Origin of the sequence: Streptosporangium sandarakinum, from assembly GCF_050942225.1 — a bacterium.
GTDB lineage: Bacteria > Actinomycetota > Actinomycetes > Streptosporangiales > Streptosporangiaceae > Streptosporangium > Streptosporangium nondiastaticum.
In genome coordinates, this window is record NZ_CP192034.1 from 6,961,367 (window position 1) to 6,986,567 (window position 25,201).

The window sequence follows — 25,201 nt, forward strand, 5'->3', positions numbered from 1 at the left end:
CCGGTCAGGCGTGGGCGCGGAGCGCCGCGGCGAACCACTCGAACGCCGCGACCTTGGGCGGGAACGGCGGACGATCGTTGAGGACGCCCATCAGCTCCCAGTACCGCTCCACCCGCCGGTCGCTGAACAGCTCCACCGTCTCGGCCATCCGGACCCGCTCCGCCGCGGGCACGTCCGCGCCGACGATCCGCTCCAGCACGGCCCGGCCCTCGGCCGAGGCGGGGTCCACCCCCACCTCCACCGCGGCGCCCGCGTGCTCCGTCACCAGCGCGAAGTCGTAGGGCGGGGGCTGGTCGGCCGCCGCACCCGCCGTGGCCATCTCGCGGACGCGGCGCTGGAACGACTCGTCACCGACGAGTTCGGCGAGCTCCACCCAGGCGTCCACCTGCTCGTCGGTCGGATCGTCCGGCAGCTCCGCCGGCAACCGCCGCATCCCCTGCGCGATGCCCGCCCCCGGCGCGTCGGCGGGGATGCCGTCGAAGGCGCGGTCGACGAATTCGTCGATGACCCGCTGCCGTTCCCCGGCTGACAGGCGTGCCATGTCATGCATGAGTCTCATCTCCTCGATCGTGCTTCCTCTGCGTGCGACCGACCGCAGCACAGCGCGCCGCACGCGCAGGATGCGGATCTCCGCGTCCAGCGCCTCCGCGTGCTCCCTGGCGACGTCGGCCACGCCGCCCTGCCGGGCCAGCACCGACCGGACCCTCTCCAGGTCCAGCCCCAGCTCGCGGAGCGTCCGCACCAGGTCCAGCCGGGCCATCGCCTCGACGTCGTAGAGCCGGTATCCCCCGGCCGAGCGGCCGGTCGGCGGCACGACGTCGATGTCGGACCAGAACCGGATGGTGCGCACCGGCAGGCCGGTACGGCGGGCGAGCTGCCCGATGGTGAACAGCTCCTCGTGGTCGTCCACGGAATCAGCCTGAACCTTCCACCCACTGGAGACTCAAAGGGTTTTCATCGGATATTCCTCCATCGGGGGCCCGCCTGATCGCCGCCCCCGGCGGACGATTGTCGTCCACGGCGCCGGCCGTACGGCGCCGGAGCGCACAGGCGCCGCCCGCGGACCGACAAAGTACATAAGCGAAAAATCATCGCTATCTCGACTGATATCCAAAAACGGCTTCCTCTTTCACGAACATTCGTCACACTCTGGATGTCATCGCATACGGAGCGCTTCCGCTCTCCTGCCCGGCTTCCGCCGTACCCGGGAGCAGCGGGCCGCCCGCGCGGTGGCCACCGAGTCGTTCTTCGCCGCGCAGGCGGCACGAAGGAGGAGACATGTCCCCCCAGACAGGCACCGCGCCGGGCCGTACCCGCCGAACACCCCTGGTGGCAGGCGTCCTGCTGGCCCTGCTGGCCGCCGGCGTCCTGACCGGCCCGCGGACCGCGGCGGCCGCCGTCTCCGCCACGACCACCATCGGGGAGCCGGGACACATCACGCTCACCGCCCCGAAGACGGTCGACGCCGGTGCCGAGGCCCTGCTGGACGTCAACTACGCCAACACCTCCGGCCGCCCGGTCGCCTCGGCCACGGTGACCGTCACCTTCGCCCCCGAGGCCGACGGCAGCCTCAGCGCGGACAGGTTCTCCTGGTGGTCGCCCGACCCCGAACACCACACGGACACGGTCGTCGGCGATGCCGCGAACCGCACGATCACCGTCACCCTGCGCGACCTCGCGCCCGGCGCCGCGAACCGCACCGTGGTCTACGTCCCGTTCAAGGGCACGGCGTCCGGCCGGGCGCCCCTGAGCGCCGCTCTCGTCGAGACCTTCGCGGACGGGCCCGTCGCCACCGACCTCGGCGACCTGACGATCGACGCCGTCTCCGCCACGAACCTCGCCGTCTCGCTGGACGCCTCCCCCAAGGGTCTGGGCGTCTCCCACGCCACCTTCACCGCGACCGTCACCAACCGGGGACCCGCCGCCACGACCTCGGCGCGGCTGCGCCTCACCTATCCCTCGGCGTTCACCGGGCCGAGCGCCCCGGGCTGCGCCGTGGACGGCGCGGCGCGCACCGTCACCTGCGACCTCGGCGTCATCCCCGCGGGCGGCTCGGTGACCAGGTCCCTGGGCCTCTACACCCGGCTCCTCGTCATCAGCGGCCGCCTCACCGTCACCGCCTCCCGCCTCGACAGCGCCCCCGCCGACCCCCAGCCGTCCGACGACACGGCGTCGGCCACCTGCACCGCCATCACCGGCCTCCTCGTCCGCTGCTGATCCCGTCCCGGCCCGTCACTCCTTCGGCGCGCCCGCGGCATCCGGCGGGCGCGCCGTACCGACCCCCCGCTCACATGGGGAAACATGGCCGTCACATTACGCAACCGATCGCGAAGATCATGATTGGCTGGCCGCCATGATATTGACCAAGGGTCTTGCCGCGATCGGAGTGGCGGTCGCGGTCGCCGGAGCACCGGCGTGGACGGGCGTGCAGGCCGCCGACGACGGACAGGACACGATCGCGCGGGTCGAGGCGTACCTCGACAGCGTCCGCCACGAGCCCGGCCGGCTCGGGGAGTTCGTCGCCGACCTGCCCAAGGGCGCCGACCTGCACACCCACCTGTCCGGCGCCGTGCCCACCGGGTATCTGCTCAGCTCCGCCATGCGCGACGGCCTGTGCTTCGACACCGCCTCCCTCGCCGCGTCGGCGCCGCCGTGCGGCGACGGGCGGCGACCGGTGCGCGACGCGGCCACCGACCCGCGCCTCGCCGACGACATCGTGCGGGCCTGGTCCATGCGGGGCTTCACCCCCGGCAAGGAGTCGGGCCACGACCACTTCTTCTCGGCGTTCGGCAGGTTCGGGGCGGCGACCTCCCACAAGGGGGAGATGCTGGCGATCCTCGCCTCCCGGGCCGCCGCCCAGCGGGAGTTCACGCTGGAGGTCATGCTGTCCCGCCAGTCGGGGGCCGTCCAGGAGCTCGTCAAGAAGGTCGGCGGCGACGCCTCCGACCTGGCGGGACTGCGCGACCGGCTGCTCGCCGACGGCGCGATGGCGGGCATCGTCAAGGCCGCCCGCGCCGACGCCGACACCGACATCGCCCAGATGCGCAAGGAGTTGCGCTGCGACGGCGAAGACGCCGACCCCGGCTGCACGCTGCCGCTGCGCTTCCTCCTCCAGGTCACCCGCACCGCCCCGCCCGAGGTGGTCTTCGCCCAGATGCTGCTGGGCTTCGAGCTGGCCAAGGCCGACGAGCGCTACGTCGGCGTCAACCTCGTCGCCCCCGAGGACGACCCGGTCGCGCTGCGCGACTACCGGCTGCACATGCGCATGCTCGACCACCTGCGCGGCCTCTACCCGGAGGCGCACATCAGCCTGCACGCCGGCGAGCTGACCCCCGGCCTGGCACCGGACGCGGACCTGAAGTTCCACGTCCGCGAGGCCGTGAAGACCGGCCACGCCGAACGCGTCGGGCACGGCGCCGGCATCCGCGGCGAGGACGACCCGGCCGGGCTCATGGCCGACATGGCCCGCGAGCACGTCCTCGTCGAGATCGCCCTCACCAGCAACTGCCAGATCCTCCAGGTCTGCGGGGACGGCCATCCGTTCATGGAGTACCGCCGGGCGGGCGTGCCCGTCGCCCTCGTCACCGACGACGCCGGCATCGAGCACACCGACCTGGCCGGCGAGTACCTCCGGGCGATCACCCAGTACGGCCTGCGCTACGCCGACCTGAAGACCCTGGCCCGCACCGCCCTCGACCACAGCTTCCTGCAGGGCGGCAGCCTCTGGCGGGCGCCGGACGACCACACCCCGGTGCCGGAGTGCGCGGGCTCCCCGCTCGGCGGGGACCCGGCTCCGTCCTGCATGGCCGTACTGGAGAAGAGCCCCAAGGCCGCGGCCGAGTGGCGGCAGGAGGCCGCCTTCACCGCCTTCGAGGACCGCTACGACGGCTGACATCCGGCCGCCGTAGCGGTTCACCACCCGTCGTTCACCGTTCACCGGCGGCTCCCGGACGCCCTCGCGGCGCCGGGAGCCGCCCTTCTCGCGGCCCCGCGTATGACGCGGGCGTGAAGTCCGGCTGAACATTCGTGGCTCACCTGCGGCGACGGGCCCGAACGGCGGCCGCGTGGCGCGGCGATGGTAAAAAGATCACATGCCGACCGATGAACCGTTCTCCACGGTCAGTCCGCCGCCCGCGAGCGCTTCGCCGACCGTCTCTCCGGACCCGACCGTGACGGCGCGGCCACCGGCGACACGACCGTCGGCATCCCCGGCAACGCCCAAGGTGTCCGGTTCCTCGCCGTCGCTGGTGAGCCCGTGCCCGCACGTTCCCGCGTGTCCGCCGCCCTCCTGCCTCCCGGAGGGGCTGAGGCAGGGCTCATCGGCCAAGCCCGTGCCACCGTCGAAGGACTCTGACGGCCCCCGGGAGGGTTATGAGGCCTCCGCGGGACACATACGGAGGTTCGCCGGCGTCATGAGTGACTCGGCCACCGGCGTGGACGCCGTCAGGCAGTGGACTCCCCGCTTCGAGGGCTGGCATCTGGCCCCCGTCGCCGGTGTGCCCGTGGTCGGGCTGCTGTTCGTCGACCGCTTGAACGCCGTGGCCGACACCTGGCGGGACAGCGCGGGCATCCTCTCCGACGTACTGCACAAAGACAACGGCAGGCTCTTCAGAACCGCCGACAACTACGTGGTCGCCGAGCAGGCCAGCACCGTCACGTAAGGAAACCCGCGATGTCGACCCCATCCGGCGAGCCGCCGAAGTTGGTCATGCCGGGCGCGAACGCCCCCACGACCGACCGGCAGCTGCACATCACCAACGCCAACGGCACCGTGCAGCGAACCGTCACGGTCTCTCCCAGCCCCACGGCGGTTCCCCAGCCGCGCACCGACCCCGGCTTCTACCGGCGGTTGATCGCGGAGCTGAATCCGCTGCGCCAGACCACCAGGAGCGCGATGGCGATTTCGGGGCTCGGCCTCGCCGCGCTCGCCATAGACGTGGTGGCCACCCTCAACCTGGGCAACCCGTTCCTGTTCTACGATCGGCGCGAGCAGTGGAAGGACATGTCCGGGCTGCTGGAGGGCCACCGGACCAATCTGTGGCGTTCCTTCTTCGACGACATCGCCCCCAACTGGTCGGGCCGGGCGGTGGAAACGCTCCAGCAGTACATCCGCTTCAACGTCAACGGCCTGTACGGCCAGCTCGGCAAGATCTCCGATGAGATGAGCGGTGTCATGCACGGCCAATACAAGGAGGTGCTGGAGTACGACCTGTCGGTGTTCGGCCTCTACGCCACCTCCGCCCCCATGCTCCGCACCGTCGCCACCATGAGCGCCCACCCGGTCGGGAGGGTCGCCCTGATGACGCAGGTCGGCCTGTTCATGAGCGCGGCCGGAAACCTGGTCAAGCAGTTCGCCGACGTGTACAACTCCTACGAGAGCGACCTCAACAAGCTGGAGCTCAAGCTCAACGACCTGAAGGGCGCCTTCTACAAGTCCGGCGACCCGGCACTGGGGGCCCGTGACCTCCACCTCACCTCCAAGATCGAGGATCCCGCCCGGCTGGGCGACTACTGGGTCGCCAAATGAGCAACATCAGGGCGTTCGCCGAAGGCCGGCGGAACGATGCCGGCGGGTTGCTGCGGGAGGCGGACGGCTGGGCCCGTGCCATGGCCGGGGCGCTGGGCGAACTGGAGGAGGAGCGGCTGGCGGGCACCGACCCGTCCGAGGTCGTCCGCGCCGAGGTGTCCGGCACCGGGCGCCTGCGCGGATTGTCCATCGATCCGCGCCGTCTGCGCGACCTGGACGGTGACCAGCTCGCCCGGGCCGTCCTGGAGGCGATCGACGCGGCCCACCTGGCGATGGAGGAGCGACTGGCGCAGACCGTCCAGGACGTGACGGGCCAGGCGCCGGGCGTCGCGGACGCGGAAGGCGCCGCCGACCCGCTCGACGGCCACATTCGCGACGTGCTGCGGGGAGGGTGAGCGATGGATGACCTGGAGGAGGCGCGGGCTCGGCTGGAGGCGTTGATCGCCGCCGCCGAGCGGGCGGAGGCGGAGGCGGAGGAGTGGAGCGCCGCCGAGTTCGTCGGCCGGGCCGACGAGGGCGGGATCGTGGCCGTCACCGACGCGCTCGGTGTCATCACGCGGTTGGAGATCTCCCCGCGGAGCAGGAGGCGACTGGACGCGACGGGCCTGGCCGACGCCATCCTCGCGGCGGTCACGACGGCCGAGGAGGCCGCGGCGTCCTCCAGGGACGCACTGTTCGCGGACCTGGGGACCGCTTGGAGAACGGGCGCGTAGCCGCCCCCGAAGACACCGGCCGGGCCTCGCCCGGAGACCCTGAGGAGATCCCCCCATGGAAGCGATCCTGCGCGCGGCGAGCGAGGCGGCGGGTGTCGAGCTGTCCGAGCCGGTCGATCTGGGCGGCAATCCCCGCAGCACCGTGCTGCGCTGCCGTACCGCCGACGGAGACAGCGTGGTCGTCAAGGCGTACGCCGCCGAGCCCGACGCGCTGCGCGGCTTCACCGCGGAGGCCGCCGCGCTCTCGCTGGGCCTGGCCGGCCCCGGGCTGCTGGGTGTGGACCCCGCCGTCCCGCTGCTGGTGATGACCGACCTCGGGACCGCGCCGACCCTGGCCGACGTGCTCCTCGGGGACGACCCGGAGGCCGCCGTGGACGGGCTGCTGGCCTGGGCGGGCGGGCTCGGCCGGCTGGCCGCCGCGTCGATGCCCCGGCGGGCCGACTTCGCGGAGCTGCGGGCCCGGTACGGCCGGCACCCGGCGGACCCGATCCGGGATGGCGAGCTCCCGGCGGGCCAGGCCCGGCACGGCACGCTCCCGGCGGAGGACGAGTCGTGGATCTCGGGACTCGCCCCCGGGCTGTCGGGGCTGCTCGACGAGATCGGCGTCGCCGCGCCGCCGGGGCTGGCGGAGGACATGGCACTGGTCTCGACGGTGGACCACGACGAGTACCCCGCCTTCACCCCGGGCGACACCTGCCCCGACAACAACCTGCTCACCCCGGACGGCCTGCGGCTGATCGACTTCGAGTCGGCGGCCTACGAGTCGGTCTTCCTGACCGCCGCGTACTGCCGGATGCCCTTCTCCTCCTGCTGGTGCGTCTTCACCCTGCCGGACGGCATGGCCGAGAAGATCGAGGAGGTGTACCGGGCGGAGGTCGTCACGATCTACCCGGCGCTGGCCGACGACGCGGTGTGGCACGCCGGGGTCCGCCGGGCCGTCGCCGCCTGGACGACGCACATGACGGTGCTCCTGCTGTCCCGGGTGATGGAGGAGGACAGGTTCATGCACCGGACGCGGCGGCCGGTGTCGACGATGCGGCAGGTGCTCCGGCACCGCTGGGAGATGGCGAGCGCGCTGACGGAGTTCCCGGCGTTCGCCGAGACGATGCGCCTGCTGCTGCGCGAGGTGGCCGGCCCGTGGAAGGTGACCCCGCTGCCGGGCTACCCGGCGTTCGGCGGCTGAACGAGCCCTCCGGGGGGCGACGGCTTCCCGCCCCCGGCACGGTCGGGCACGGTCGCCGCGGCCGATGCCGTCCCGGTCGCACCGGACGCGACCCGGCCGGTGCGACCGGGACGGGGCGGGTCGCCGCCGCGGCGTCAGCGGGTCCTCGCCACCTCGGCGGCGACCGCGCGGAACGCCGTCAGGGTCTCGCCCTGGTCCGCCGGGCCGGACAGCCCGCCGTCCCCGTCGCCCCGGGAGCCGGAGACGGACGACTTGACGATGACGACCCGCTTCCCGGGCGAGACGTAGATGTACTGCCCGCCGAGGCCCGCAGCCATGAAGTCGCCCTCGCCGCCCTCTCCGAGCCACCAGTGCAGGCCGTAGGCGGGGTTGAAGGGGGCGGAGGGCCTGGTCGACTCCCTGACCCAGGAGGCCGGCACCACCTGGCGTCCGTGCGCCCTGCCGTTGTTCATGTAGAGCAGGCCGAACCGGGCGAAGTCGCGGTCGGTCGCGTGGTAGCAGCAGTAACCGAGGCCCTCCCCGTCGCCGTCATGGGTGATACGGGCCGTGGACGCCATACCCGCGGGCTTCCAGATCCTCTTCTCGACATAGCGGTGGTACGGCACGCCCGTCGCCCGGCTCACCAGCCAGGCGAGCACGAAGGAGTTCATGCTGGTGTACTCGAACCTGGTGCCGGGTTTCCAGCCGTTCACCCGGCGCGCCGCCATTTCCCCGACCGACCGGCCGCGCAGGGCCGCCAGGTGCGTCCTCAGCACGTCGGTCCTCTCGTCCCACTCGATCCCCGACGACATCCGCAGGAGATCGCGGATGGACACGCCGTCGTAGCCCGAGCCCCTCAGCTCGGGCAGATACCTGGTCACCGGGTCGCCGATCGAGTGGATGCGTCCCTCCCCCAGTGCGATGCCGACCGCGGTCGAGGTGAAGGACTTCCCGACCGACCACGACTGGAAGCGCGTGTCGCGGCCGGCGCCGTCGTAACGCTCGTACACGATCTTCTGGTCGTCGAGCACGACGAAGCCGTTGGTCCTCGTGCGGGCGAGGAAGTCGTCGAGGGTGTGCGTCTTCCCGCCGAAGGTGTAGCGCACGGAGAGCGGCCGGGGCGCGCTCCGCAGCGTGACCGGGTTCCCCGACGGCCGCACGAGGTCGGACGAGGCCGGCTCGGCGGGGGCGTACCGGACGGACGCCGGAGGAGCCGCCGCGGTGGTCGCCGGGAAGGCGAACGTCACGGCGGTCGCGGCGATGCAGGCGGCGAGGAGTCCTTTGGGCATCGAACGGCTCCGCGGAAACGATCGAGTCGGGGTACGGGGACGGGCGGGATCGGGCTCGGAACACTCGGCTCCGGCAGAGATGACGGCCGGTTTTCATGGTAGATCTCCGGTGAGCCCCGCGGGCGGGGATCTCCCCCGGATCCGGCCGGGTCCTCCCCGCGGACGGGAACAGCCGCCGGTCGGTGGACCGGCGGCTGTTCGAGGCTCTCGGAAGCCGGCGGGGGTCAGCGGGTCCCGCGGACCTCCACCTTCTCCTTGCGGTAATTGTTGCCGTTGCCCTCCGGCTTGTAGTTCTTCTCGACGTTGCCGGCGATGTCCACGGCGAACCAGCGCACCTCGGTGGTCTTCTCGACCGTGATCCGCTGGGCTCCCTCACGCATCCCCGCGGCGGCGAGCTTGGGCGAGTTCAGGGTCGGCCGGCTGCCGTCCAGCGTGTAGTACACGTTGGCGGGCTCGTCGACCTCGAATGTGAACGTGGTCGAGGTGCCGGTCCGGTCGGTCACCTTGAGGTCCGACCCGGGGCGCTCCCTGTCGTCGGCGAAGGCCTTGGCGACCTCCAGGATGGCGATCTGGCCGCTGGCGAACTCCATCGCCTCCTGGTGCCCCTCGGCGAACTCCGGCTGGAAGCCGACCGCCTGGAACCGCTTGGTCGCCGGGTCGTAGACGTCCGCGCCGACCTCGAAGTCCCAGCCGATGATGCCCCGGTTGAACCAGTGCTCGTCGGCGCTGTTGCCGGCCGCGGAGTACAGCACGTCCGGCACCGGACCGGTACGGCCCGGCCAGATCCCCGTGCCGCGCCAGGACTGGACCGCGGAGAGGATGTGGTCGGAGGCGCTCCAGAAGAAGTTCTCCGTACCGAAGTCGACCCGCGGCAGCAGTTCGCGTCCGGCGGTCTTGTACGCGCCCGGAGGCCACATGAAGTACCCGCCGTAGGAGTGCGTGTTCATCGCGAACTTGATGTTCGGGTACCGCTGGGTGAGCCAGACCTCGTTCTTCGCCTCGGGCTCGGACAGTTCGGCCGGGCCCGCGAAGGTGTCGCTGGTGCAGGTCGTCGAGGCGCCGCTGTACCCGTCGAACACCGAACCGACCGAGAAGTTGCGGTTCAGGTCCACGCCCCAGGAGTTGCGCCGCGCCGGGTCGGCCGCGTTGGCCGCGCAGTGGTTGGTCATGTTCCGGCGCTGGAAGTTGTAGTCGTACATCGAGTAGTGCGCGCCGTCGGGGTTGACCGTCGGCACGATGAAGATGTCGAGGCCGTCGACCAGCTTCCTCGTCCGCTCGTCGCGGGCGTAGTTGCGCAGGAGCCGCTCGGCGGTCTCCACGCAGACCAGCGGGGTCACCCATTCGCGGGCGTGCTCCTGGCAGTAGAGGAACACCCCGGTCTTCGACCCGTCCCGGGTCTTGCCGATGCGCAGCGCCTTCATCTGGAACGGGTCGCGCGAGACGCTCGGCGGAGCCTTCAGGTCGTCGGTCAGCCTGGTCGCCGGCGCCGCGGCGACCACGCCGCCGCCGGCGTCGCCCCGGTAGGTCGCGGCGGTCAGCAGCGCCGACGCCGCGGCGTCGCCGTTGAGCGCGTCCACGACCTGGCGGGCGGTGCTGCTGACGGCGGCGGACCCGTCCGTGGCCAGGTTGACCACGACGTTCTTGCCGGTGACCGACACGCTGACGGGGCTGGACGCCGTGTCGGGCTTCACCAGCGCCACGCTGACGTCGTTGCCGCCCTCGTGCCCGTACGCCCTGGACGACACGTAGAACGTGTTCGCCGCGGCGGTGCCGAACTGCGCCTGCGCCGCCCGGCGGTAGCCGTTCGTCTTGTACGGCAGGTCGACGATCTCCGCGACCTTCGGGAACTCCCTGGCCAGCGTGGTGATCCGGTCGGCCGTCTCGGTCGGGTCCATGTAGTGGTCGACGAAGTCCGCGACGTAGTGCTTGCCGGGGGCCTTGCGCTTCTCGCCCAGCCACTTGGTCACCGGGACCGTGACCGAGCCGCCCCGGCTGCTCGTGACCGTGACCCTGGTGGGGATCTCTGTGACGGTCAGCGGGGTGTTGAACCGGTGGTACATGTACTGGCCGGCGTCGGTGAAACGCGACATCGTCGCGGTGCCGCCGGAGTCGGGAGCCGTGCCCTTGCCGCCGTCCCAGGTGACGGTGAGCACCGTCTGCGCGTCGGTGGCGCTCGACTTCACCTCCACCGAGAGGAAGCGCTGGTCGTCGAGGCTGGTGAACCACTCGGCGCGTAGCGGGGTCAGCGTGTCGGCCTCCGCCGCCGCCGCCTTCTCCGCGGACGTGATCGCCGCCCGTCGTTCGGCCGCGTTCTCGGCGAAGTCCGCCTGGTCCGAGATGGCGCCACGCACGTCGAACCCGAGGCCGCGCAGCTCCTCGGCCTCCTGCGGGCTCAGTACGGCGTGCACCTCGATGCCGTCGTCGAGGGGCTTCTTGTACTCCGCGAGGTCGACGCCCATGGAGTTGAGCCGGTCCACACCGGCCTGGTCGGGGACGATGACGCGCAGCAGCGCCACGCCGTTCTGCTCGGTGCCGGACCGCCGGTCGGGTGCGACCTCGCCGGCCGTGGGAGACGGTTCGGCGAGAACGGGGACCGCGGTGAAGCCGAGGACGAGGGGCAGGGCGAATGCGACCGCGACGCGACCGGCTCTCCTGCCGCCGAGAGAGCTCCTCATCAGAGATTCCTCCAATTGGCACGCTTCCCCGGGTGGGGGGTCACCCCGGCATGAAGCGTGCAATTGGCAAGAATCTTCACCAGAAGGTGGATTCTCGTCAAGAACAAAAATCTGCCCACGCGGCGGTCGCGCCGCCGCGCGTGAGCCTTCGCGGCAGAGCCCGGAGGTCACCGCCCACGGCCGCGCGTGAGCCTTGACGGGAGAGCGCGGAGGTCACCGTCCACGGCCGCGGGTGACGGTGCGGCCGGGCCGTGCGACGGTGCGGCGCCGTACGGGGCTGGTGAGGTCAGTCGCCGGTGGAGCCGTTGATCGCGTAGTTGAGAGCGACGTCGCCGGGCGTCGTCACCTTCTCCTCCGGAGGGGACACGATGCGGGCCTGGGTGCCCCAGTCGGTCAGGCGGGTGTCGCTGATGTGAACGACGTCACCGGTGACGCCCTTGTACCGGGGCTCGGTCCAGGAGCTCCACGCGCGGCGCACGAGCTGGTCCTGCCCGAGCCAGAGCCGCCACGAGAGCTTGGCCTTCAGGCGCGCGGCGTCGAGGGGCGCGCCGGACGCGAGGCGCAGGCCGGGGAACGCCTTGCGCAGCCCGGCGAAGGTGATCTTCCCCTGGTAGAGGGTGGTGCGGATGCCGTCGTGGGTCCCGCCGGAGCGCTTGGACGCGGCGGTGGCGAGCAGAGCCTTGATCACGGCCGGGTCGTCGAGCGCGAGGCTGCCGGACGTGAGGTCGGGACGGGCCGCGTCCTCGGAGACGACCCAGTCCTTGCCCGCGGGCAGGGTCGGGAAGAGCGCCCCGGTGCCGTAGGCGCGGTCGGCGAAGGAGATCCACCGCGTGGTGCCGTCCGTCGAGTCGGTGGCGACGACCCTCCCGTCGCCGAACTGGGCGACGCCCTCGGTCCGCGAGACGGTCCTGCGGCCGCGCTGCGACCCGGAGACGACCGTGTCGGTGATGGTCTCGGCGAACTCCACGCCGCGGCTGCCGCCGAGCTGACGCTTGAGCGCGTCGGCCGCACCGGAGGCGGTGGAAGCGGCGGAAACGGTGGGAGCGGTTGCGGCGGATCCGGTGGCGGCCTGGGCGTTCGCGACGCCACCGAGTCCGATGGCAACCGGGGCCGTCAGCGCGGCGGCCAGCACGGCGAGCCGCCGTCCCCTCGAAGTGGCCTTCATCGAAAGCGCCCTTTCCTGTCGTCACATGCCGCCGTCCGGCGGAAACCGGCGTTTGATCTTCGCAATTGAAGATCACAATACGGTCACGACAGGTTTAACCTTTCCATCACGTGACATCCCGCCCAAGCCCCTTCACGCCCCTCGGCTTCGAACGGACCCGCGCCATCACTCCGGAACGCTTGAGTCGCTCCCGGGCCGACCGTGTGACCGCATGGCGGATTCAGGTCCGGCGGGCGATGGTGACGATCACTTGGCTGGTGTCGGTGACGGGACCGCGGAACCAGTCGCCGTACTGCCCCTCGACGGCGAAGCCGGCCTCGGCCAGGAAGGCGTTCAGGGCGGGCACGTCCAGGAAGCGCAGGGTGGTCCGGTCGACGTACAGGACGGCACCGCCCGGCTCGGCGGTCGTCTCGGTGAACGTCACGACGTCGCCCACGACCGACTCGACCTCGTGCCACACGCGCAGGGCCCGGCCGGAGGCGTCCACGACGTCGTCGGGGTCGCCGGGGTTCCAGCCCTCCCACGCCCGCGCCTGCGGATGACGCGTCTCGAACGAGAACCGGCCGCCGTCGCGCAGCGCCGTACGGATCGCGGCCAGTGACGCGCGCAGCTCGTCGTCGCCCACGAGGCACTGGAACGCGTTGCTCGCCATCGTCGCGAGGTCGAACTCCCGGTCCCAGGAGACGTCGGCGGCGGTGCCCTCGTACCACTCGATGTCGGTCCGGCGGCGGGCCCGCTCCAGCGCGGCCCGGTTCGGGTCGATCCCGGCGAGCCGCCCGGAGTGCCCGCGCTCCCGGGCGTGGTGCAGCATCGAGCCCGTGCCGCAGCCGACGTCCAGTACGGCGTCGGCGGCCATCACGAGGTCGTGGTGGAAGGCGTCGGAGGGATACCGGGCGACGTCCCAGGGATACATCAGGTCGTACAGGGCGGCGGCGTCAGCGTCGGAGAACACCCGGGCAGTATTCACCGGCCACGGTCCGCCGCCAACCGGTTATCCGCCCACGGGGCCCGCCACCGATCCCCCGTGACCCGTTCCTTCGTGGCCCGTTTTCCTTCGCGGCCCGTTCCTCCGGTGTTCGGCAGGGCGGGAGACGGGAGACGTAACGCGTCCGGTCATGGTCGCCGGGCGGGAAGCGGCGGACCATACGGAAGAGACCGGTGGGCGAAAGAGACCGGGGGCGAAAGAGCACCGGGACAAAAGCCGCCGAACGTGCGAAACCAGCAATAGCGATCAACAGGACAATGCGCCGTCCGGCCCGACCGGAAGCGCCGAATCGGTTACCCTCCGCAGTTACAGGTCAACAATCTGCAAAGAAGGCACTCATGGGACGACGACGGACCACCGTGGCGGTCGCCGCCGCGGGGGTGGTGTCCGCCGCGGTGGCGGCGGTGCTGTTCCTGCCCGGCGAGCAGGGGTCGCAGGCCGCGCGGACGGCGGTGCGGACACCCGCCCCCGGAGACCCGCTGACCAGCCAGGAGGTCACGCTGGCGAGCGCGGTGGCGTCAGCCGGCTCGCGGGCGCACATGGCCGCCGGCCGGGTCGATCTGCTCTACGTCGAACGCGACGACGACAAGGACGCCGAGGAGCGACGCCAGGCCGACGCCTACCTGTACGACTACGGCTCCGACCGGCTCATCGTGCGGAAGGTGGACCTCGGCCTGCAGAAGGTCGTGGAGGAGACGGTGAAGCAGGGCGTGCAGCCGCCTCCCTCCAAGGTCGAGGAGTCACGGGCCGTCGGGCTGCTGCTGGCCGACCCCCGGTACGGCCCGGCCGTACGGCGGTCCTTCACCCGGGCGGGCGGCCGTGAGCTGCGGTCGCCGTCCGACCTGGGGGTGCGGGGGCTGATCTTCACCCCGGCTCAGGAGGAGGCCGGCGGGGCCGCGCAGTGCGGAACGCATCGGTGCGTGCGGCTGTTCGTCCGGCTTCCCGACGGCACCTGGCTGGACACCAGCCGGATCGTCGTCGACCTGTCCGCCAAGAAGATCTACACCCTGGAATGGTGATCGTGCCCCTCCCCCCGGCCCTCCCCCGTGTCCTCACCCGTTCGGCACCCCGGCTTCTCACCCGCGCGGCGACCCGGTCACCACTCCGGTGGAAGCCGCGGGTCCCGTCCCGGCGGGCGTTCCGGTCCGGCGTGCTCGGGGCGCTCCTGCTCCCCCTCGCGCTGCTTCCCGGCACCGGATGGCGGACCGGCGCACAGGCGGCGGCCGCCCCGCAGGCGCCGGCCGCGCCGTGCGGCACGCCGTACCGGATCGACCAGGCCATGCCGAACGGCGCGCGCTGGCAGATGTGCTGGGAGATGCGCAACGTCGAGGGGCTGACGCTGACCAAGGTCGCCTACACCCCCAGGGGCAGCCGGGCGGTCAGCGTGCTGCGCACCGCCGCGCTGGCCCAGATCCACGTGCCCTACGACAGCGGCACCCCGCGCTACCACGACATCGGCGCCCTCGGCGCCACCGCCATCCCGTTGCAGGCCGTCGACTGCCCCGGCGGTGCGCGGCGCGGGCAGTTCGTCTGCGTGACGACCCGGCCGCGTGGCCACGCCTACCTGAAGGGCGGCGACGGAGAGCCGGCCAGGACGGCCCAGGGGCGCGAGCTGGTGGTGTTCTCCGCCTTCCAGGTCGGCTGGTACACCTACCTCGTCGAGTGGGGCTTCTCCGACGACGGCGCGATCACCCCCCGGGTGGGCGCGACCGGCTCGCTGTCGGGGTTCACCACCACCCCCGAGCACGGCTGGCCCATCGGGGTGGGCCGCGCGACGTTCGAGGAGAGCCACAGCCACAACATCTTCTGGCGCCTCGACTTCGACATCCAGGGCAAGCAGGACGACGTCGTCGAGCAGTACGACTTCTCCGGGTCCGGCACGGCCAAGCGGAAGATCTCCCACACCACGTTCACCCGGGAGGGCAAGGCCGTCAACAGCCCGATGCGCTGGTGGCGCGTGGTCGATCCCCGGGTCCGCAACGCCGACGGGCACCCCGTCTCCTGGGAGATCAACAACTCCGAGAGCTCCCAGTACCGCGGCCCGGCGAACGAGAAGTTCACCCAGGCCGACATCTACGTGACCCAGTACCGCGCCTGCGAACGACTGGCGACCACCAACCCCTCGCCCGGCTGCGCCACGTCCGTGGACCGCTACGTCAACGGAGAGCGGATCACCGACCCGGTGGTCTGGGTCAACGTCGACTTCCACCACGTCGCCCGTGACGAGGACGGCGACACCATGCCGACCCACTGGCAGGGGTTCCGCATCACACCCCGTGACGTGACGGCCAAGAACCCCTACTGAACCCCATGGCCCGGGACGTCAGCCGACGGTGCGGCCGTGGCGGTCTCGGGCCTTGAGCCGGACGGTGGGCATCACGGGCGCCGGGAGCGGGGCTTCGTCGCAGCCGTCCACCGTGCCGAAGCGGCGGTCGCCCCGCATCCACTCGTCGCGGGCCCGGACGATCTCCTCGTGGGTGCGTCCCACGAAGTTCCACCACATCACCAGCGGCTCCTCGAACGGCTCGCCGCCGAGCAGGAACAGCCTGGTCTCCCCCGCGGCCTCGGCCGCCTCGATGGAGACCTCGGAGCGGCCCCGCCCGAGATAGAGCAGCGAGCCGGGCTCCAGGGCCGTGCCGGCGACGGTCGCGGCGCCGGACATGACCAGGACGGCGTTCTCAAACGCCGGGTCTAGCGGGAGCCGGTGCCGTCCGCCGGTGGGCAGCAGCACCTCCGCGCCGACCAGCGGGCTGTGCACCCGCGCGGGTGACCGTACACCGCCCAGTTCGCCCGCCACGACGGTGACGGTCGCGTCTCCGTCGCGCAGCGTCGGCAGGGCGGGGTGGTGCTCGAAGCGGGCCTCGCCGTGGCGGGCGTCCTCCGGCAGCGCGATCCACAGCTGAAGCCCGTGCATGACCGGCGGGTGGTCCGGCGGCGACTGCTCGGAGTGGGCGATGCCGTGACCCGCCGTCATCAGGTTGAGCTGTCCCGGTGTGATCGGCTGGGCGCTGCCGAGGCTGTCGCGGTGCATGATCTCGCCCTCGACCAGCCAGGTGACGGTCTGCAGGCCGGTGTGCGGGTGCGGCGCGATCTGCATGCCGGGCCGGCCGGCGACGTCGTCCGGGCCGAAGTGGTCGACGAAGCACCAGGCGCCCACCATGCGGCGCGGACGCTGCGGCAGCAGCCGCCGCACCGTGGTGTAGCGGCCCAGCGGCACATCGTGCCCGGGGAGGAGAACGCTCTCCGGCTCGGGCACCTCGGCGACCGAGCAGCCGTACACCGCCTGGTCCGCGTCTCGACCGGGATCGCTCATCTCAGGCTCCGGTTCTTCCGGCTGTGGGGTCGGATTCGCCGGTGGGGAGGCCGAAGCGGGCCCGCTGGTTTCCGGGCACGAGATCCAGGTAGTCCGGGTGGCGCTCGATGTAGCGGCGGACGAAGGGGCAGAACGGCAGCACCGACAGCCCGGCGGCGCGGGTGGCGTCGAGGGCGCCGCGCACCAGGATCGAGCCCAGACCGCGCCCTTCGAAGCGCGGGTCCACCTCCGTGTGGGTGAAGGACCGCCTGTCCCCGGCCCGCCGGTACTCGGCGAACCCGGCGACCTCCCCGTCCACGACGACCTCGAAGCGGCTCGCCTCGGGGTTGTCGACGACGCGTGGCTCTGTCTGCTCCATGTTCACGATGTTCACGGCTCTCCTGCTCGGTGTTCGCTCATCATCTCGCTCCGTCCCGCGCGCCGCGATCCGGGGCCGGCCGGATCGGGGCCGGCGGCCCCGGGTCCGGTCGTTCCGGCGGCTCAGGCACCCGGCGACTCAGGGCACCAGGCGGCTCAGGTGCCCGGCGGCTCGGGCACCCAGGCGGCTCAGGCGGCGAGGGCCGCGTGCATCTCCCACACCAGGATCTCCGCGGGCTCCACGGCCGTGACCCGCTGCCCGCCGGTCGCGGTGAAGCGGACGGCGTCGCCCTCGCCGAGGGTGCCGGCGCCCTCAAGGGTGACCGTGCCCCTGGGCACGAACAGGTGCAGGAACGGCGCCTCGGGGAGCTCCACGCTCCGGCCGGGCTCCAGGCGGGCGGCGTGCAGGGCGGCGTAGCGGTTCTTGATGCGGATGGCCGAGGCGCCGTCGTGCTCGGGCATGCCCGAGGCGACCGGCACCAGGCCGCCGGCCAGCAGCTCGCTCTCGATCTCCAGCTGCTCGTAGCCGGGGACGATGCCGGGCTCGTCGGGCACCACCCACATCTGCACGAAGTGCACCGGCTCGTCGTGGACGTCACCGGAGATCCGCCAGGAGTCGTTCTTCTCCGAGTGCAGGATGCCGGTGCCCGCGCTCATCCGCTGGGCCAGCCCCGGGTAGATGACGCCGTTGTGCCCCTCGGAGTCCTGGTGGACGAGGGAGCCGCGCAGCACCCAGGTGACGATCTCCATGTCGCGGTGCGGGTGGGTGTCGAACCCGGTGCCCGGGCGCACGATGTCGTCGTTGTTGACCAGCAGCACCCCGTGGTGGGTGTTGGCGTCGTCGTAGTGGCCGCCGAAGGAGAACGAGTGCTTGGAGTCCAGCCAGCTGATCTTGGTGGCGAACCGCTCATCGGCGCGGCGGACGTCCACGGCCGGGGTGGGCAGGGTGGTGGTCATGGTTTCCCCTTTCCGGGACGGAGTGTGCTGCTGATCTCGGACGATTCGATGGGATACGGCGGGCGCCGTACGGTTGTCAGGCGTTCTTGATCGCGGAGACCTCGAACTCCAGGACGATCTTCTCGCCGACCAGCACGCCGCCGGTCTCCAGGGCGGCGTTCCAGGTGACGCCGTAGTCCTTGCGGTTGATCGTCACGGAGCCCTCGAAGCCGACGCGCAGGTTGCCGAACGGGTCGGCCGCCGTGCCCTCGTAGGTGAAGGGGATCGTCACCTGGTTGGTGACGCCCTTGATGGTGAGGTCGCCGGTCAGGTCGAACTCGGTCTCGCCGGTCTGGCGGACGGCGGTGGAGACGAAGGTGATCTCCGGGTGGTCGTCCATGGCCAGGAAGTCGTTGCCGCGCAGGTGCTCGTCGCGCTGGGCGTTGCGGGTGTCGATGCTGGCGGCCTTGATGACGACCCTGGCGGACGAGGCGGCCGGGTCGTCGCCGTTGATGACGGCGGTGCCCTCGAACTCGTTGAACGCGCCGCGGACCTTCGTCACCATCGCGTGCCGGGCGACGAACCCGATGCGGGTGTGGGCCGGGTCGATGGTGTAGGTGCCGGTGAGCTTGGCGAACTCGGTGGCGGTGACGGTCATGACGCTCTCCTTCGTGATCTGCCATCCGGTTGGATGACGTGTCATTCACACGCCCACAACGTACATGACACGTCATCCATTCCGCAATTCCGATGACGTGTCATCCACTTGGGTAGGGTGGGAGGCATGGAAAGCCCCAGATGGCTCCGCGAGGAGGAGCAGCGCGCCTGGCGGGCGTACATACGGATGCACGGGCAGCTGACCGCCCTGCTCAACCGGCAGCTGCAGGCCGACTCCGGCCTCTCCCTGGCCGACTATGGAGTGCTCGTCGAGCTCACCGACACCCCGGACGGACGGCTGCGCCCCTTCGAGCTCCAGCGCGAGCTGCAGTGGGAGCAGAGCCGCCTGTCGCACCACCTGACCCGGATGCAGCGCCGCGGCCTGATCAGCCGCGAGGAGTGCCCCGAGGACGGCCGGGGGGCGTTCGTCGTGCTCACCGACGCCGGCCGCGAGGCCATCACCGCCGCGGCCCCCGGGCACGTCGAGGCGGTCCGGAGCCTGTTCTTCGAGGGGCTCACCCCCGAGCAGGTCGCCGCGCTCGAACGGCTGTCGACCCAGGTGACGGCCCGGATCGAGACCGCGGCCGGCGACTGCGCCGACTCCGCCTGAGGGTGCCGGCCGTACCTCCCGGCGGCGCCGGCCGCACCTCGGCGGCGTTGCCGGCCGTACCTCGGCGGCGGTCGTACCTCGACGTCGCCGAGGTACGGCCGACATGGCGAAGTGCGCGGCGGAAAACCGGGAAGTACGCGGTGGACGTCGGGAAGGGCGCGGCGGGTTTTGCAGGTGGTGTCCGCCGGGTGGGACGCTACGACCAGGCAGTGGGCAGCCGGCAACGGACGAACGGATTTCCCCGCCTGCGTCTCCTACGTTTTCATGGCACGCATGGTGATAGCGGACACGGGCATGGGTTGAGGTGCCCGGGGAGGGCAGGGTAGGGGACACCGAGTTACGGGAGTGATCCATGAACGCGCACCTGGACCTGAACCGCCTGGCGGGAGGGGCACACCACGACCCGCATTCGATCCTCGGGGCGCATCCCGGGCCGAAAGGCGTGACGGTCCGGGCACTGCGTCCCCTGGCGCAGAAGGTCCAGCTCGTGCTGGACGACCAGGTCCACGACATGGAGCACGTGGCGTACGGGGTCTTCGAGGTGATGGTCCCCGGGCTGGACAAGGTCCCGGACTACCGGTTCCGGGTCTCCTACGCCGGGGCCGAGCCGTACGAGATGTCCGATCCCTACCGGCACTGGCCCACGCTGGGCGAGGTGGATCTGCACCTGATCGGCGAGGGGCGCCACGAACGGCTGTGGGAGGTGCTCGGCGCCCGGGTGATGCGGCACGAGGACACCGACGGCGTGGCCTTCGCCGTGTGGGCGCCGAACGCGCGGGGCGTCCGGGTGATCGGCGACTTCAACCACTGGGACGGCTCGGGCCACCCGATGCGGTCGCTGGGCTCCTCGGGGGTGTGGGAGCTGTTCGTCCCGGGGCTGGAGGAGGGCGAGCGGTACAAGTTCTCCGTCCTGGGCGCCGACAGCGTCTGGCGGGCCAAGGCCGACCCGATGGCCCGGCGCACGGAGGTGCCGCCCGCGACGGCCTCGGTGGTCGACGCCTCGTACCACGAGTGGCAGGACGCCGAGTGGATGCGCCGCCGGGCCGAGCGCGTCGCGGTGAAGGAGCCGATGAGCGTCTACGAGGTGCACCTCGGGTCGTGGCGGCCGGGCCTGTCCTACCGGGAGCTGGCCACCGAGCTGGTCGAGTACGTGGTGGACATGGGGTTCACGCACGTGGAGTTCATGCCGGTGGCCGAGCACCCGTTCGGCGGCTCGTGGGGCTACCAGGTGACGTCCTACTACGCGCCGACCTCCCGGTTCGGCACGCCCGACGAGTTCCGCCACCTGGTCGACAGCCTGCACCGGGCGGGCATCGGGGTCCTGGTCGACTGGGTGCCCGCGCACTTCCCGAAGGACGAGTGGGCGCTGGCGCGGTTCGACGGGACGCCGCTGTACGAGCACGGCGATCCGCGCAGGGGCGAGCACCCCGACTGGGGCACCTACGTCTTCGACTTCGGCCGCCGGGAGGTGCGCAACTTCCTGGTCGCCAACGCGCTGTACTGGCTGCGCGAGTTCCACATCGACGGGCTGCGGGTGGACGCGGTCGCCTCCATGCTCTACCTCGACTACTCGCGGCGCGAGGGCGAGTGGACGCCCAACCAGTACGGCGGGCGGGAGAACCTCGACGCGGTCGAGTTCCTCAAGGAGATGAACGCGGTCGTCTACCGTGACCAGCCGGGGATCGTCACCGTCGCCGAGGAGTCGACGGCGTGGCCCGGCGTCTCGCGGCCGGTGCACCTGGGCGGCCTCGGGTTCGGGTTCAAGTGGAACATGGGCTGGATGCACGACAGCCTCGCCTACCTGGCGCACGAGCCGGTCTTCCGGCAGTACCACCACCACCAGATGACGTTCTCCCTGATGTACGCCTACTCGGAGAACTTCGTGCTGCCGCTGTCGCACGACGAGGTGGTCCACGGCAAGGGGTCGCTGCTCGGCAAGATGCCCGGCGACGAGTGGCAGCGGTTCGCCAACCTGCGCGCGCTGTTCGCCTACATGTGGGCCCACCCCGGCAAGCAGCTGCTGTTCATGGGCGGGGAGTTCGGCCAGGGCTCGGAGTGGTCGGAGACGCGCGGGCTCGACTGGTGGGTGCTCGACTTCGACCTGCACCGGGGCGTGCAGCGGCTGGTGCGCGACCTGAACCGCGTCTACCGGGAGACCCCGGCGCTGTGGACGCAGGACATCTCCCCGGACGGCTTCCGCTGGATCGACGCCGACGACGCGCAGGGCAACGTGCTGTCGTTCCTGCGCCTGGCGCCCGACGGATCGGCCGTCGCCTGCGTGGTCAACTTCTCCGGCGCGCCGCACGAGGACTACCGCCTCGGCCTGCCGTGGGGAGGCGCGTGGGAGGAGGTGCTCAACACCGACGCCTACGACTACGCGGGCAGCGGCGTGGGGAACTTCGGCGCGGTGGAGGCGGTCGAGGAGTCCTGGCACGGCCAGCCGTACTCCGCCCGGCTGCGCGTCCCGCCGCTGGGCGCCGTCTGGCTCCGGCACGCCGGGGAGCGCGTCGAGGACCCGGCCACCGAGGCCGCGGCCGCGCTGACCGCGGCGGCGGCCGTGGTGGAGGAGGCGGCCGAGGAGGTCCTGGCCGAGGAGGGCGCCGGCGACGTCCCGCCCCCGGACGCGGAGCCGATGGTGACGGAGACCGTCGTGGAACCGGCGGCGCCGGAGACCGTGGCGGTCACCGGGGGCGGCGAGGGCATGGCCACCGAGCCCGTGGCCGACGTCCCGGGTGTGATCGCGGAGCCCGCGCCGGGAACCCCGGACACGGCCGCGGAACCCGCCGCCGGAGCCCCGGGCGTGGCCGTGAAGCCGGTTGTCGGGGCCTCGGGTGAGACCGCCGAGCCGTCGGAAGGGGTCCCGGGCTCGGGCGGCTCCGCCCGTTCCGACAGCGGCCGGTAAGTTTTTCCGACTGTCTTTTCACCGCCCTCTGGCGGCCCCGGCCGCCGCGCCGCGCCGCGAACGGGCCGGTCACACGCGTTGTGGCCGGCCCGTTCGCCGTTTCCGGGCCATCCTCGGCGGGCCGCAGTCGGCCACACGGCCGCGAACAAGGCATTGACCCCGGGACAACGGGAACCTACGCTCGGTTAATCAATAGGAAACTTTCCTATATGTACGGGGGCTAGGAACTCTCTGACCTGGAGTGACCCTTGCGAAGAATCACCATCGGCTCCTTCATCGCTGCGGCAGCGCTGTTAGTCCCCGTCGGGATCGGCACCGCGACGGCCGCCACGCCGGCCACCGCCACCTACGTGACCGCCTCGGACTGGGGCACCGGTTTCGAGGGCAAGGTCACCGTCAAGGCGGGTACGAGCCCCCTGACGAGCTGGAAGGTCGAGTTCGACCTGCCGGCCGCCAACTCGGTCTCCTCGGCGTGGGACGCCGACATGACCAAGAGCGGCAACCACTACACCTTCGCCAACAAGCCGTGGAACGGCGCCCTGGCCGCGGGCGCCTCGGTGAGCTTCGGCTTCAACGGCGCGCCGGGCGGGCTGTCCGGCGTGCTGAACTGCAAGCTCAACGGCGCCCCCTGCGGCGGCGGCCCCACGGACCCCTCCCCCACGCCGACCGTGACCCCCACGATCACTCCCACCCCGACCCCCACGGTCACCCCGACCGACGACCCCGGCACCCCGGGCGGCAAGAAGCTCGTCGGCTACTTCACCGAATGGGGCGTCTACGGCCGCAACTACCACGTGAAGAACCTCGCCACCAGCGGCACCGCGGCGAAGCTGACCCACATCCTGTACGCCTTTGGCAACACCACGGGCGGCCGGTGCTCGATCGGCGACTCCTACGCCGACTACGACAAGGCCTACACCGCCGACCAGAGCGTGGACGGCGTCGCCGACACCTGGGACCAGCCGCTGCGCGGCAACTTCAACCAACTCCGTAAGCTCAAGAAGGCCTACCCGAACCTCAAGGTGCTGTGGTCGTTCGGCGGCTGGACCTGGTCCGGCGGGTTCACCCAGGCCGCGGCCAACCCCGCGGCGTTCGCCGAGTCCTGCTACAACCTGGTGAAGGACCCGCGCTGGGCCGACGTCTTCGACGGCATCGACATCGACTGGGAGTACCCCAACGCCTGCGGCCTGACCTGTGACACCAGCGGCCCGAACGCCTTCAAGAACGTGGTCTCCGCGGTGCGCGCCAAGTTCGGCTCCAGCGCGCTGGTCACCGCGGCGATCACCGCCGACGGTTCCTCCGGCGGCAAGCTCGACGTCACCGACTACGCGGGCGCGGCGGCGAGCCTGAACTGGCTGATGCCGATGACCTACGACTTCTTCGGCGCCTGGGACGCCAAGGGCCCGACCGCCCCGCACTCGCCCCTCACCTCCTACACCGGCATCCCGAAGGAGGGCTTCAACTCCGACGCCGCGATCCAGAAGCTGAAGGCCAAGGGCGTCCCGGCGTCCAAGCTCCTGCTCGGCGTCGGCTTCTACGGCCGCGGCTGGACCGGTGTGACGCAGGCCGCGCCCGGCGGCACCGCCACCGGGGCCGCCCCCGGCACCTACGAGGCGGGCATCGAGGACTACAAGGTCATCAAGACCAAGTGCCCGGTCACCGGCACCGTCGCCGGCACCGCCTACGGCTTCTGCGGCGGCCAGTGGTGGAGCTACGACACCCCGGCCACCATCGCCGGCAAGATGACCTACGCCAAGAACCAGGGTCTGGGCGGCGCTTTCTTCTGGGAGACCAGCGGCGACACCGCCAACGGTGAGCTCGTCAGCGCCATGGCAGGCGGACTCCGGTAAAGTTTCGCTCGCTCGGCCCTCCGTGCGCTCAAGGCCGCGGGGGGTCGAGCCATGTCCGGGCCCGTTCCGTCGTACGCGGCGCGGCGGTGTCCCGTCAGGGCTCTATCCACTCCCTCATCGACTGCCAGGGCGCGGTGTCGAACACCAGCGTGATCGAGGTGATCACACCGCCATCGAGGTGGAAGTGCTCTGCCGTGCGCTGGGTGCCGGCCGGCGTCGCGGTGTGCACGTCGTACACGAGCGTCGCCTCCGCCTCGCCGTACAGCTCGCTGATCAGGTCGACCCCCGTCACGATCGACACGAACCCCGGCAGCGTGGCCAGGTGTCCCGTGCGGTCGTCGGAGGTGATGAACGGGCTCTGGAAACGGAACGGCTCGCCGAGGTACGCCGCGGTCGCGTCGCCGCGGAAGCGCGCCTCGTGGTAGCCCCGCACGGCGTGACGGGTCCGCTCCGGGGTGTCGGTGGTCATTGCGCCGTCCGTTCCGGCCGGAGTGTCAGTGGTCATCGCGCTGTCCGTTCTGGCGGAGGTGGGCGGAGAGCCGGATCTGGTTGTCGGCCAGCCGCAGGCAGAGGTCGCGGAAGACGACCAGCTCCTCGGGCGTGAATCCGCGGAACATCGCCCGCATGGCCGCCTGCGTGGGCTTACGGAAGGCGTCCAGCCAGGCCCGTCCGGCGGGCGTGATCTCGGCGAGGACCGAACGCCGGTCCGCCTCGTCGGGGACCCGGCGGACCAGGCCGTCGCGTTCCAGCGTGTCCACCAGCCCGGTGACGTTGCGCGAGCTGACCCCGGCGGCTCGGGCGAGCTCGCCGATGCTGAGTCCTCGCTCCTCGCCGTCCAGGCGGATCAGCACGTCGAGCGCGCCCGCGCTGAGCCCCCGGCCCTCGGAGCCGTGGGAGCGCATGCGCTCGACGGCGCGGTGGGCGGTGCGGACGGCCGCGGCCGCCTCGAAGGCGAGCGGATCACCGCCGTCGGTGACGAACCGGGCCATGGTGGCCCTGACCCGGGGGTCGTAGTGGAAACCGGCTGTATCGACCTCGAAATTATGTACGTCGTTCATAA

23 protein-coding genes and 1 pseudogene are annotated in these 25,201 nt (G+C 71.6%); 12 read left to right on the forward strand and 12 right to left on the reverse strand.

All coding sequences use genetic code 11. From position 1 onward, the window contains the following. Positions 1-4: 4 nt before the first annotated feature. The gene (locus tag ACQP10_RS31870; RefSeq protein WP_346019159.1) at positions 5-910 is read right to left on the reverse strand and encodes a MerR family transcriptional regulator; all 906 of its coding nucleotides are present in this window, start codon (positions 908-910) and stop codon (positions 5-7) included. A gap of 368 nt (positions 911-1,278) precedes the next feature. Between ACQP10_RS31870 and ACQP10_RS31875 the strand changes: the two genes are divergently transcribed. Both ACQP10_RS31875 and ACQP10_RS31880 read left to right on the forward strand, forming a co-directional pair. Continuing rightward, positions 1,279-2,217: a hypothetical protein gene (locus tag ACQP10_RS31875; protein WP_433540250.1), complete on the forward strand. Its 939-nt coding sequence runs from the start codon at positions 1,279-1,281 to the stop codon at positions 2,215-2,217. 136 nt (positions 2,218-2,353) lie between these two features. Further along, positions 2,354-3,892 (forward strand): hypothetical protein, encoded by a 1,539-nt coding sequence (locus tag ACQP10_RS31880; protein WP_346019157.1) that lies wholly within the window; start codon positions 2,354-2,356, stop codon positions 3,890-3,892. Between the two features lie 195 nt (positions 3,893-4,087). Here ACQP10_RS31880 and ACQP10_RS31885 read toward each other — a convergent pair whose 3' ends face one another. Then, positions 4,088-4,327, reverse strand: a complete 240-nt coding sequence (locus ACQP10_RS31885) for a hypothetical protein (RefSeq protein WP_386151401.1) — start codon at positions 4,325-4,327, stop codon at positions 4,088-4,090. Positions 4,328-4,412: 85 nt separating this feature from the next. Between ACQP10_RS31885 and ACQP10_RS31890 the strand changes: the two genes are divergently transcribed. From ACQP10_RS31890 to ACQP10_RS31910, 5 genes are read left to right on the forward strand one after another with little or no spacing between them, the layout of a single operon-like run. Next, positions 4,413-4,661 (forward strand): hypothetical protein, encoded by a 249-nt coding sequence (locus ACQP10_RS31890; RefSeq protein WP_346019156.1) that lies wholly within the window; start codon positions 4,413-4,415, stop codon positions 4,659-4,661. An 11-nt stretch (positions 4,662-4,672) separates the two neighbouring features. Next, entirely contained in the window at positions 4,673-5,527 is an 855-nt protein-coding gene (locus ACQP10_RS31895; RefSeq protein WP_399500256.1) for a hypothetical protein, read from the forward strand. Further along, a complete protein-coding gene (locus tag ACQP10_RS31900) occupies positions 5,524-5,922 on the forward strand; it encodes a YbaB/EbfC family nucleoid-associated protein (RefSeq protein WP_399500257.1) in 399 nt (132 codons plus the stop codon). Before ACQP10_RS31895 ends, ACQP10_RS31900 begins: the two co-directional genes overlap by 4 nt. 3 nt (positions 5,923-5,925) lie before the next feature. Next, positions 5,926-6,240: a YbaB/EbfC family nucleoid-associated protein gene (locus ACQP10_RS31905; protein WP_346019153.1), complete on the forward strand. Its 315-nt coding sequence runs from the start codon at positions 5,926-5,928 to the stop codon at positions 6,238-6,240. A gap of 55 nt (positions 6,241-6,295) precedes the next feature. Next, entirely contained in the window at positions 6,296-7,423 is a 1,128-nt protein-coding gene (locus ACQP10_RS31910) for a hypothetical protein (RefSeq protein ID WP_399500258.1), read from the forward strand. Between the two features lie 134 nt (positions 7,424-7,557). On the opposite strand, the gene ACQP10_RS31915 is transcribed toward ACQP10_RS31910, so the two are convergent. From ACQP10_RS31915 to ACQP10_RS31930, 4 genes are all read right to left on the reverse strand, one after another. Further along, entirely contained in the window at positions 7,558-8,691 is a 1,134-nt protein-coding gene (locus tag ACQP10_RS31915) for a serine hydrolase domain-containing protein (RefSeq protein WP_433540251.1), read from the reverse strand. 224 nt (positions 8,692-8,915) lie between these two features. Further along, the gene (locus ACQP10_RS31920; protein ID WP_433540252.1) at positions 8,916-11,366 is read right to left on the reverse strand and encodes a M14 family zinc carboxypeptidase; all 2,451 of its coding nucleotides are present in this window, start codon (positions 11,364-11,366) and stop codon (positions 8,916-8,918) included. Between the two features lie 286 nt (positions 11,367-11,652). Further along, positions 11,653-12,531: a hypothetical protein gene (locus ACQP10_RS31925; RefSeq protein ID WP_433540253.1), complete on the reverse strand. Its 879-nt coding sequence runs from the start codon at positions 12,529-12,531 to the stop codon at positions 11,653-11,655. A 220-nt stretch (positions 12,532-12,751) separates the two neighbouring features. Then, on the reverse strand, positions 12,752-13,483 hold the full coding sequence (locus tag ACQP10_RS31930) for a methyltransferase domain-containing protein (protein WP_346019149.1): 732 nt from the start codon (positions 13,481-13,483) through the stop codon (positions 12,752-12,754). 371 nt (positions 13,484-13,854) lie between these two features. On the opposite strand from ACQP10_RS31930, the gene ACQP10_RS31935 reads away from it, so the two are divergent. Together ACQP10_RS31935 and ACQP10_RS31940 are read left to right on the forward strand one after the other, a co-directional pair. Continuing rightward, positions 13,855-14,535 carry a hypothetical protein gene (locus tag ACQP10_RS31935; RefSeq protein WP_433540254.1) on the forward strand — a complete coding sequence of 227 codons (681 nt, stop codon included), beginning with the start codon at positions 13,855-13,857 and terminating at the stop codon, positions 14,533-14,535. Between the two features lie 131 nt (positions 14,536-14,666). Then, a complete protein-coding gene (locus ACQP10_RS31940) occupies positions 14,667-15,821 on the forward strand; it encodes a copper amine oxidase (RefSeq protein WP_346019147.1) in 1,155 nt (384 codons plus the stop codon). Positions 15,822-15,839: 18 nt separating this feature from the next. Here the strand turns inward: ACQP10_RS31940 and ACQP10_RS31945 are convergent, their stop codons facing one another. The 4 genes from ACQP10_RS31945 to ACQP10_RS31960 form a co-directional block, all read right to left on the reverse strand. Next, positions 15,840-16,829, reverse strand: a complete 990-nt coding sequence (locus ACQP10_RS31945) for a pirin family protein (protein WP_433540255.1) — start codon at positions 16,827-16,829, stop codon at positions 15,840-15,842. 1 nt (position 16,830) lies between these two features. Continuing rightward, on the reverse strand, positions 16,831-17,187 hold the full coding sequence (locus ACQP10_RS31950; protein ID WP_346019145.1) for a GNAT family N-acetyltransferase: 357 nt from the start codon (positions 17,185-17,187) through the stop codon (positions 16,831-16,833). 188 nt (positions 17,188-17,375) lie between these two features. Next, positions 17,376-18,143: a pirin family protein gene (locus tag ACQP10_RS31955; RefSeq protein WP_433540256.1), complete on the reverse strand. Its 768-nt coding sequence runs from the start codon at positions 18,141-18,143 to the stop codon at positions 17,376-17,378. A gap of 76 nt (positions 18,144-18,219) precedes the next feature. Next, on the reverse strand, positions 18,220-18,780 hold the full coding sequence (locus tag ACQP10_RS31960; RefSeq protein ID WP_179825056.1) for a YceI family protein: 561 nt from the start codon (positions 18,778-18,780) through the stop codon (positions 18,220-18,222). A 126-nt stretch (positions 18,781-18,906) separates the two neighbouring features. Here ACQP10_RS31960 and ACQP10_RS31965 point away from each other — a divergent pair, with 126 nt between their 5' ends. From ACQP10_RS31965 to ACQP10_RS31975, 3 genes and pseudogenes are all read left to right on the forward strand, one after another. After that, positions 18,907-19,389, forward strand: coding sequence for a MarR family winged helix-turn-helix transcriptional regulator (locus ACQP10_RS31965; protein ID WP_433540257.1), 483 nt, complete (start codon positions 18,907-18,909; stop codon positions 19,387-19,389). A 352-nt stretch (positions 19,390-19,741) separates the two neighbouring features. Beyond that, positions 19,742-21,877: pseudogene (glgB, locus tag ACQP10_RS31970) on the forward strand (1,4-alpha-glucan branching protein GlgB); the annotation flags it as partial. A 662-nt stretch (positions 21,878-22,539) separates the two neighbouring features. Next, a complete protein-coding gene (locus ACQP10_RS31975) occupies positions 22,540-24,141 on the forward strand; it encodes a glycosyl hydrolase family 18 protein (RefSeq protein WP_346019142.1) in 1,602 nt (533 codons plus the stop codon). A 94-nt stretch (positions 24,142-24,235) separates the two neighbouring features. Here the strand turns inward: ACQP10_RS31975 and ACQP10_RS31980 are convergent, their stop codons facing one another. Together ACQP10_RS31980 and ACQP10_RS31985 are read right to left on the reverse strand one after the other, a co-directional pair. After that, a complete protein-coding gene (locus ACQP10_RS31980) occupies positions 24,236-24,646 on the reverse strand; it encodes a hypothetical protein (RefSeq protein ID WP_433540258.1) in 411 nt (136 codons plus the stop codon). Then, the gene (locus tag ACQP10_RS31985; protein ID WP_433540259.1) at positions 24,636-25,199 is read right to left on the reverse strand and encodes a MarR family winged helix-turn-helix transcriptional regulator; all 564 of its coding nucleotides are present in this window, start codon (positions 25,197-25,199) and stop codon (positions 24,636-24,638) included. Before ACQP10_RS31985 ends, ACQP10_RS31980 begins: the two co-directional genes overlap by 11 nt. Between the last annotated feature and the right edge of the window lie 2 nt (positions 25,200-25,201).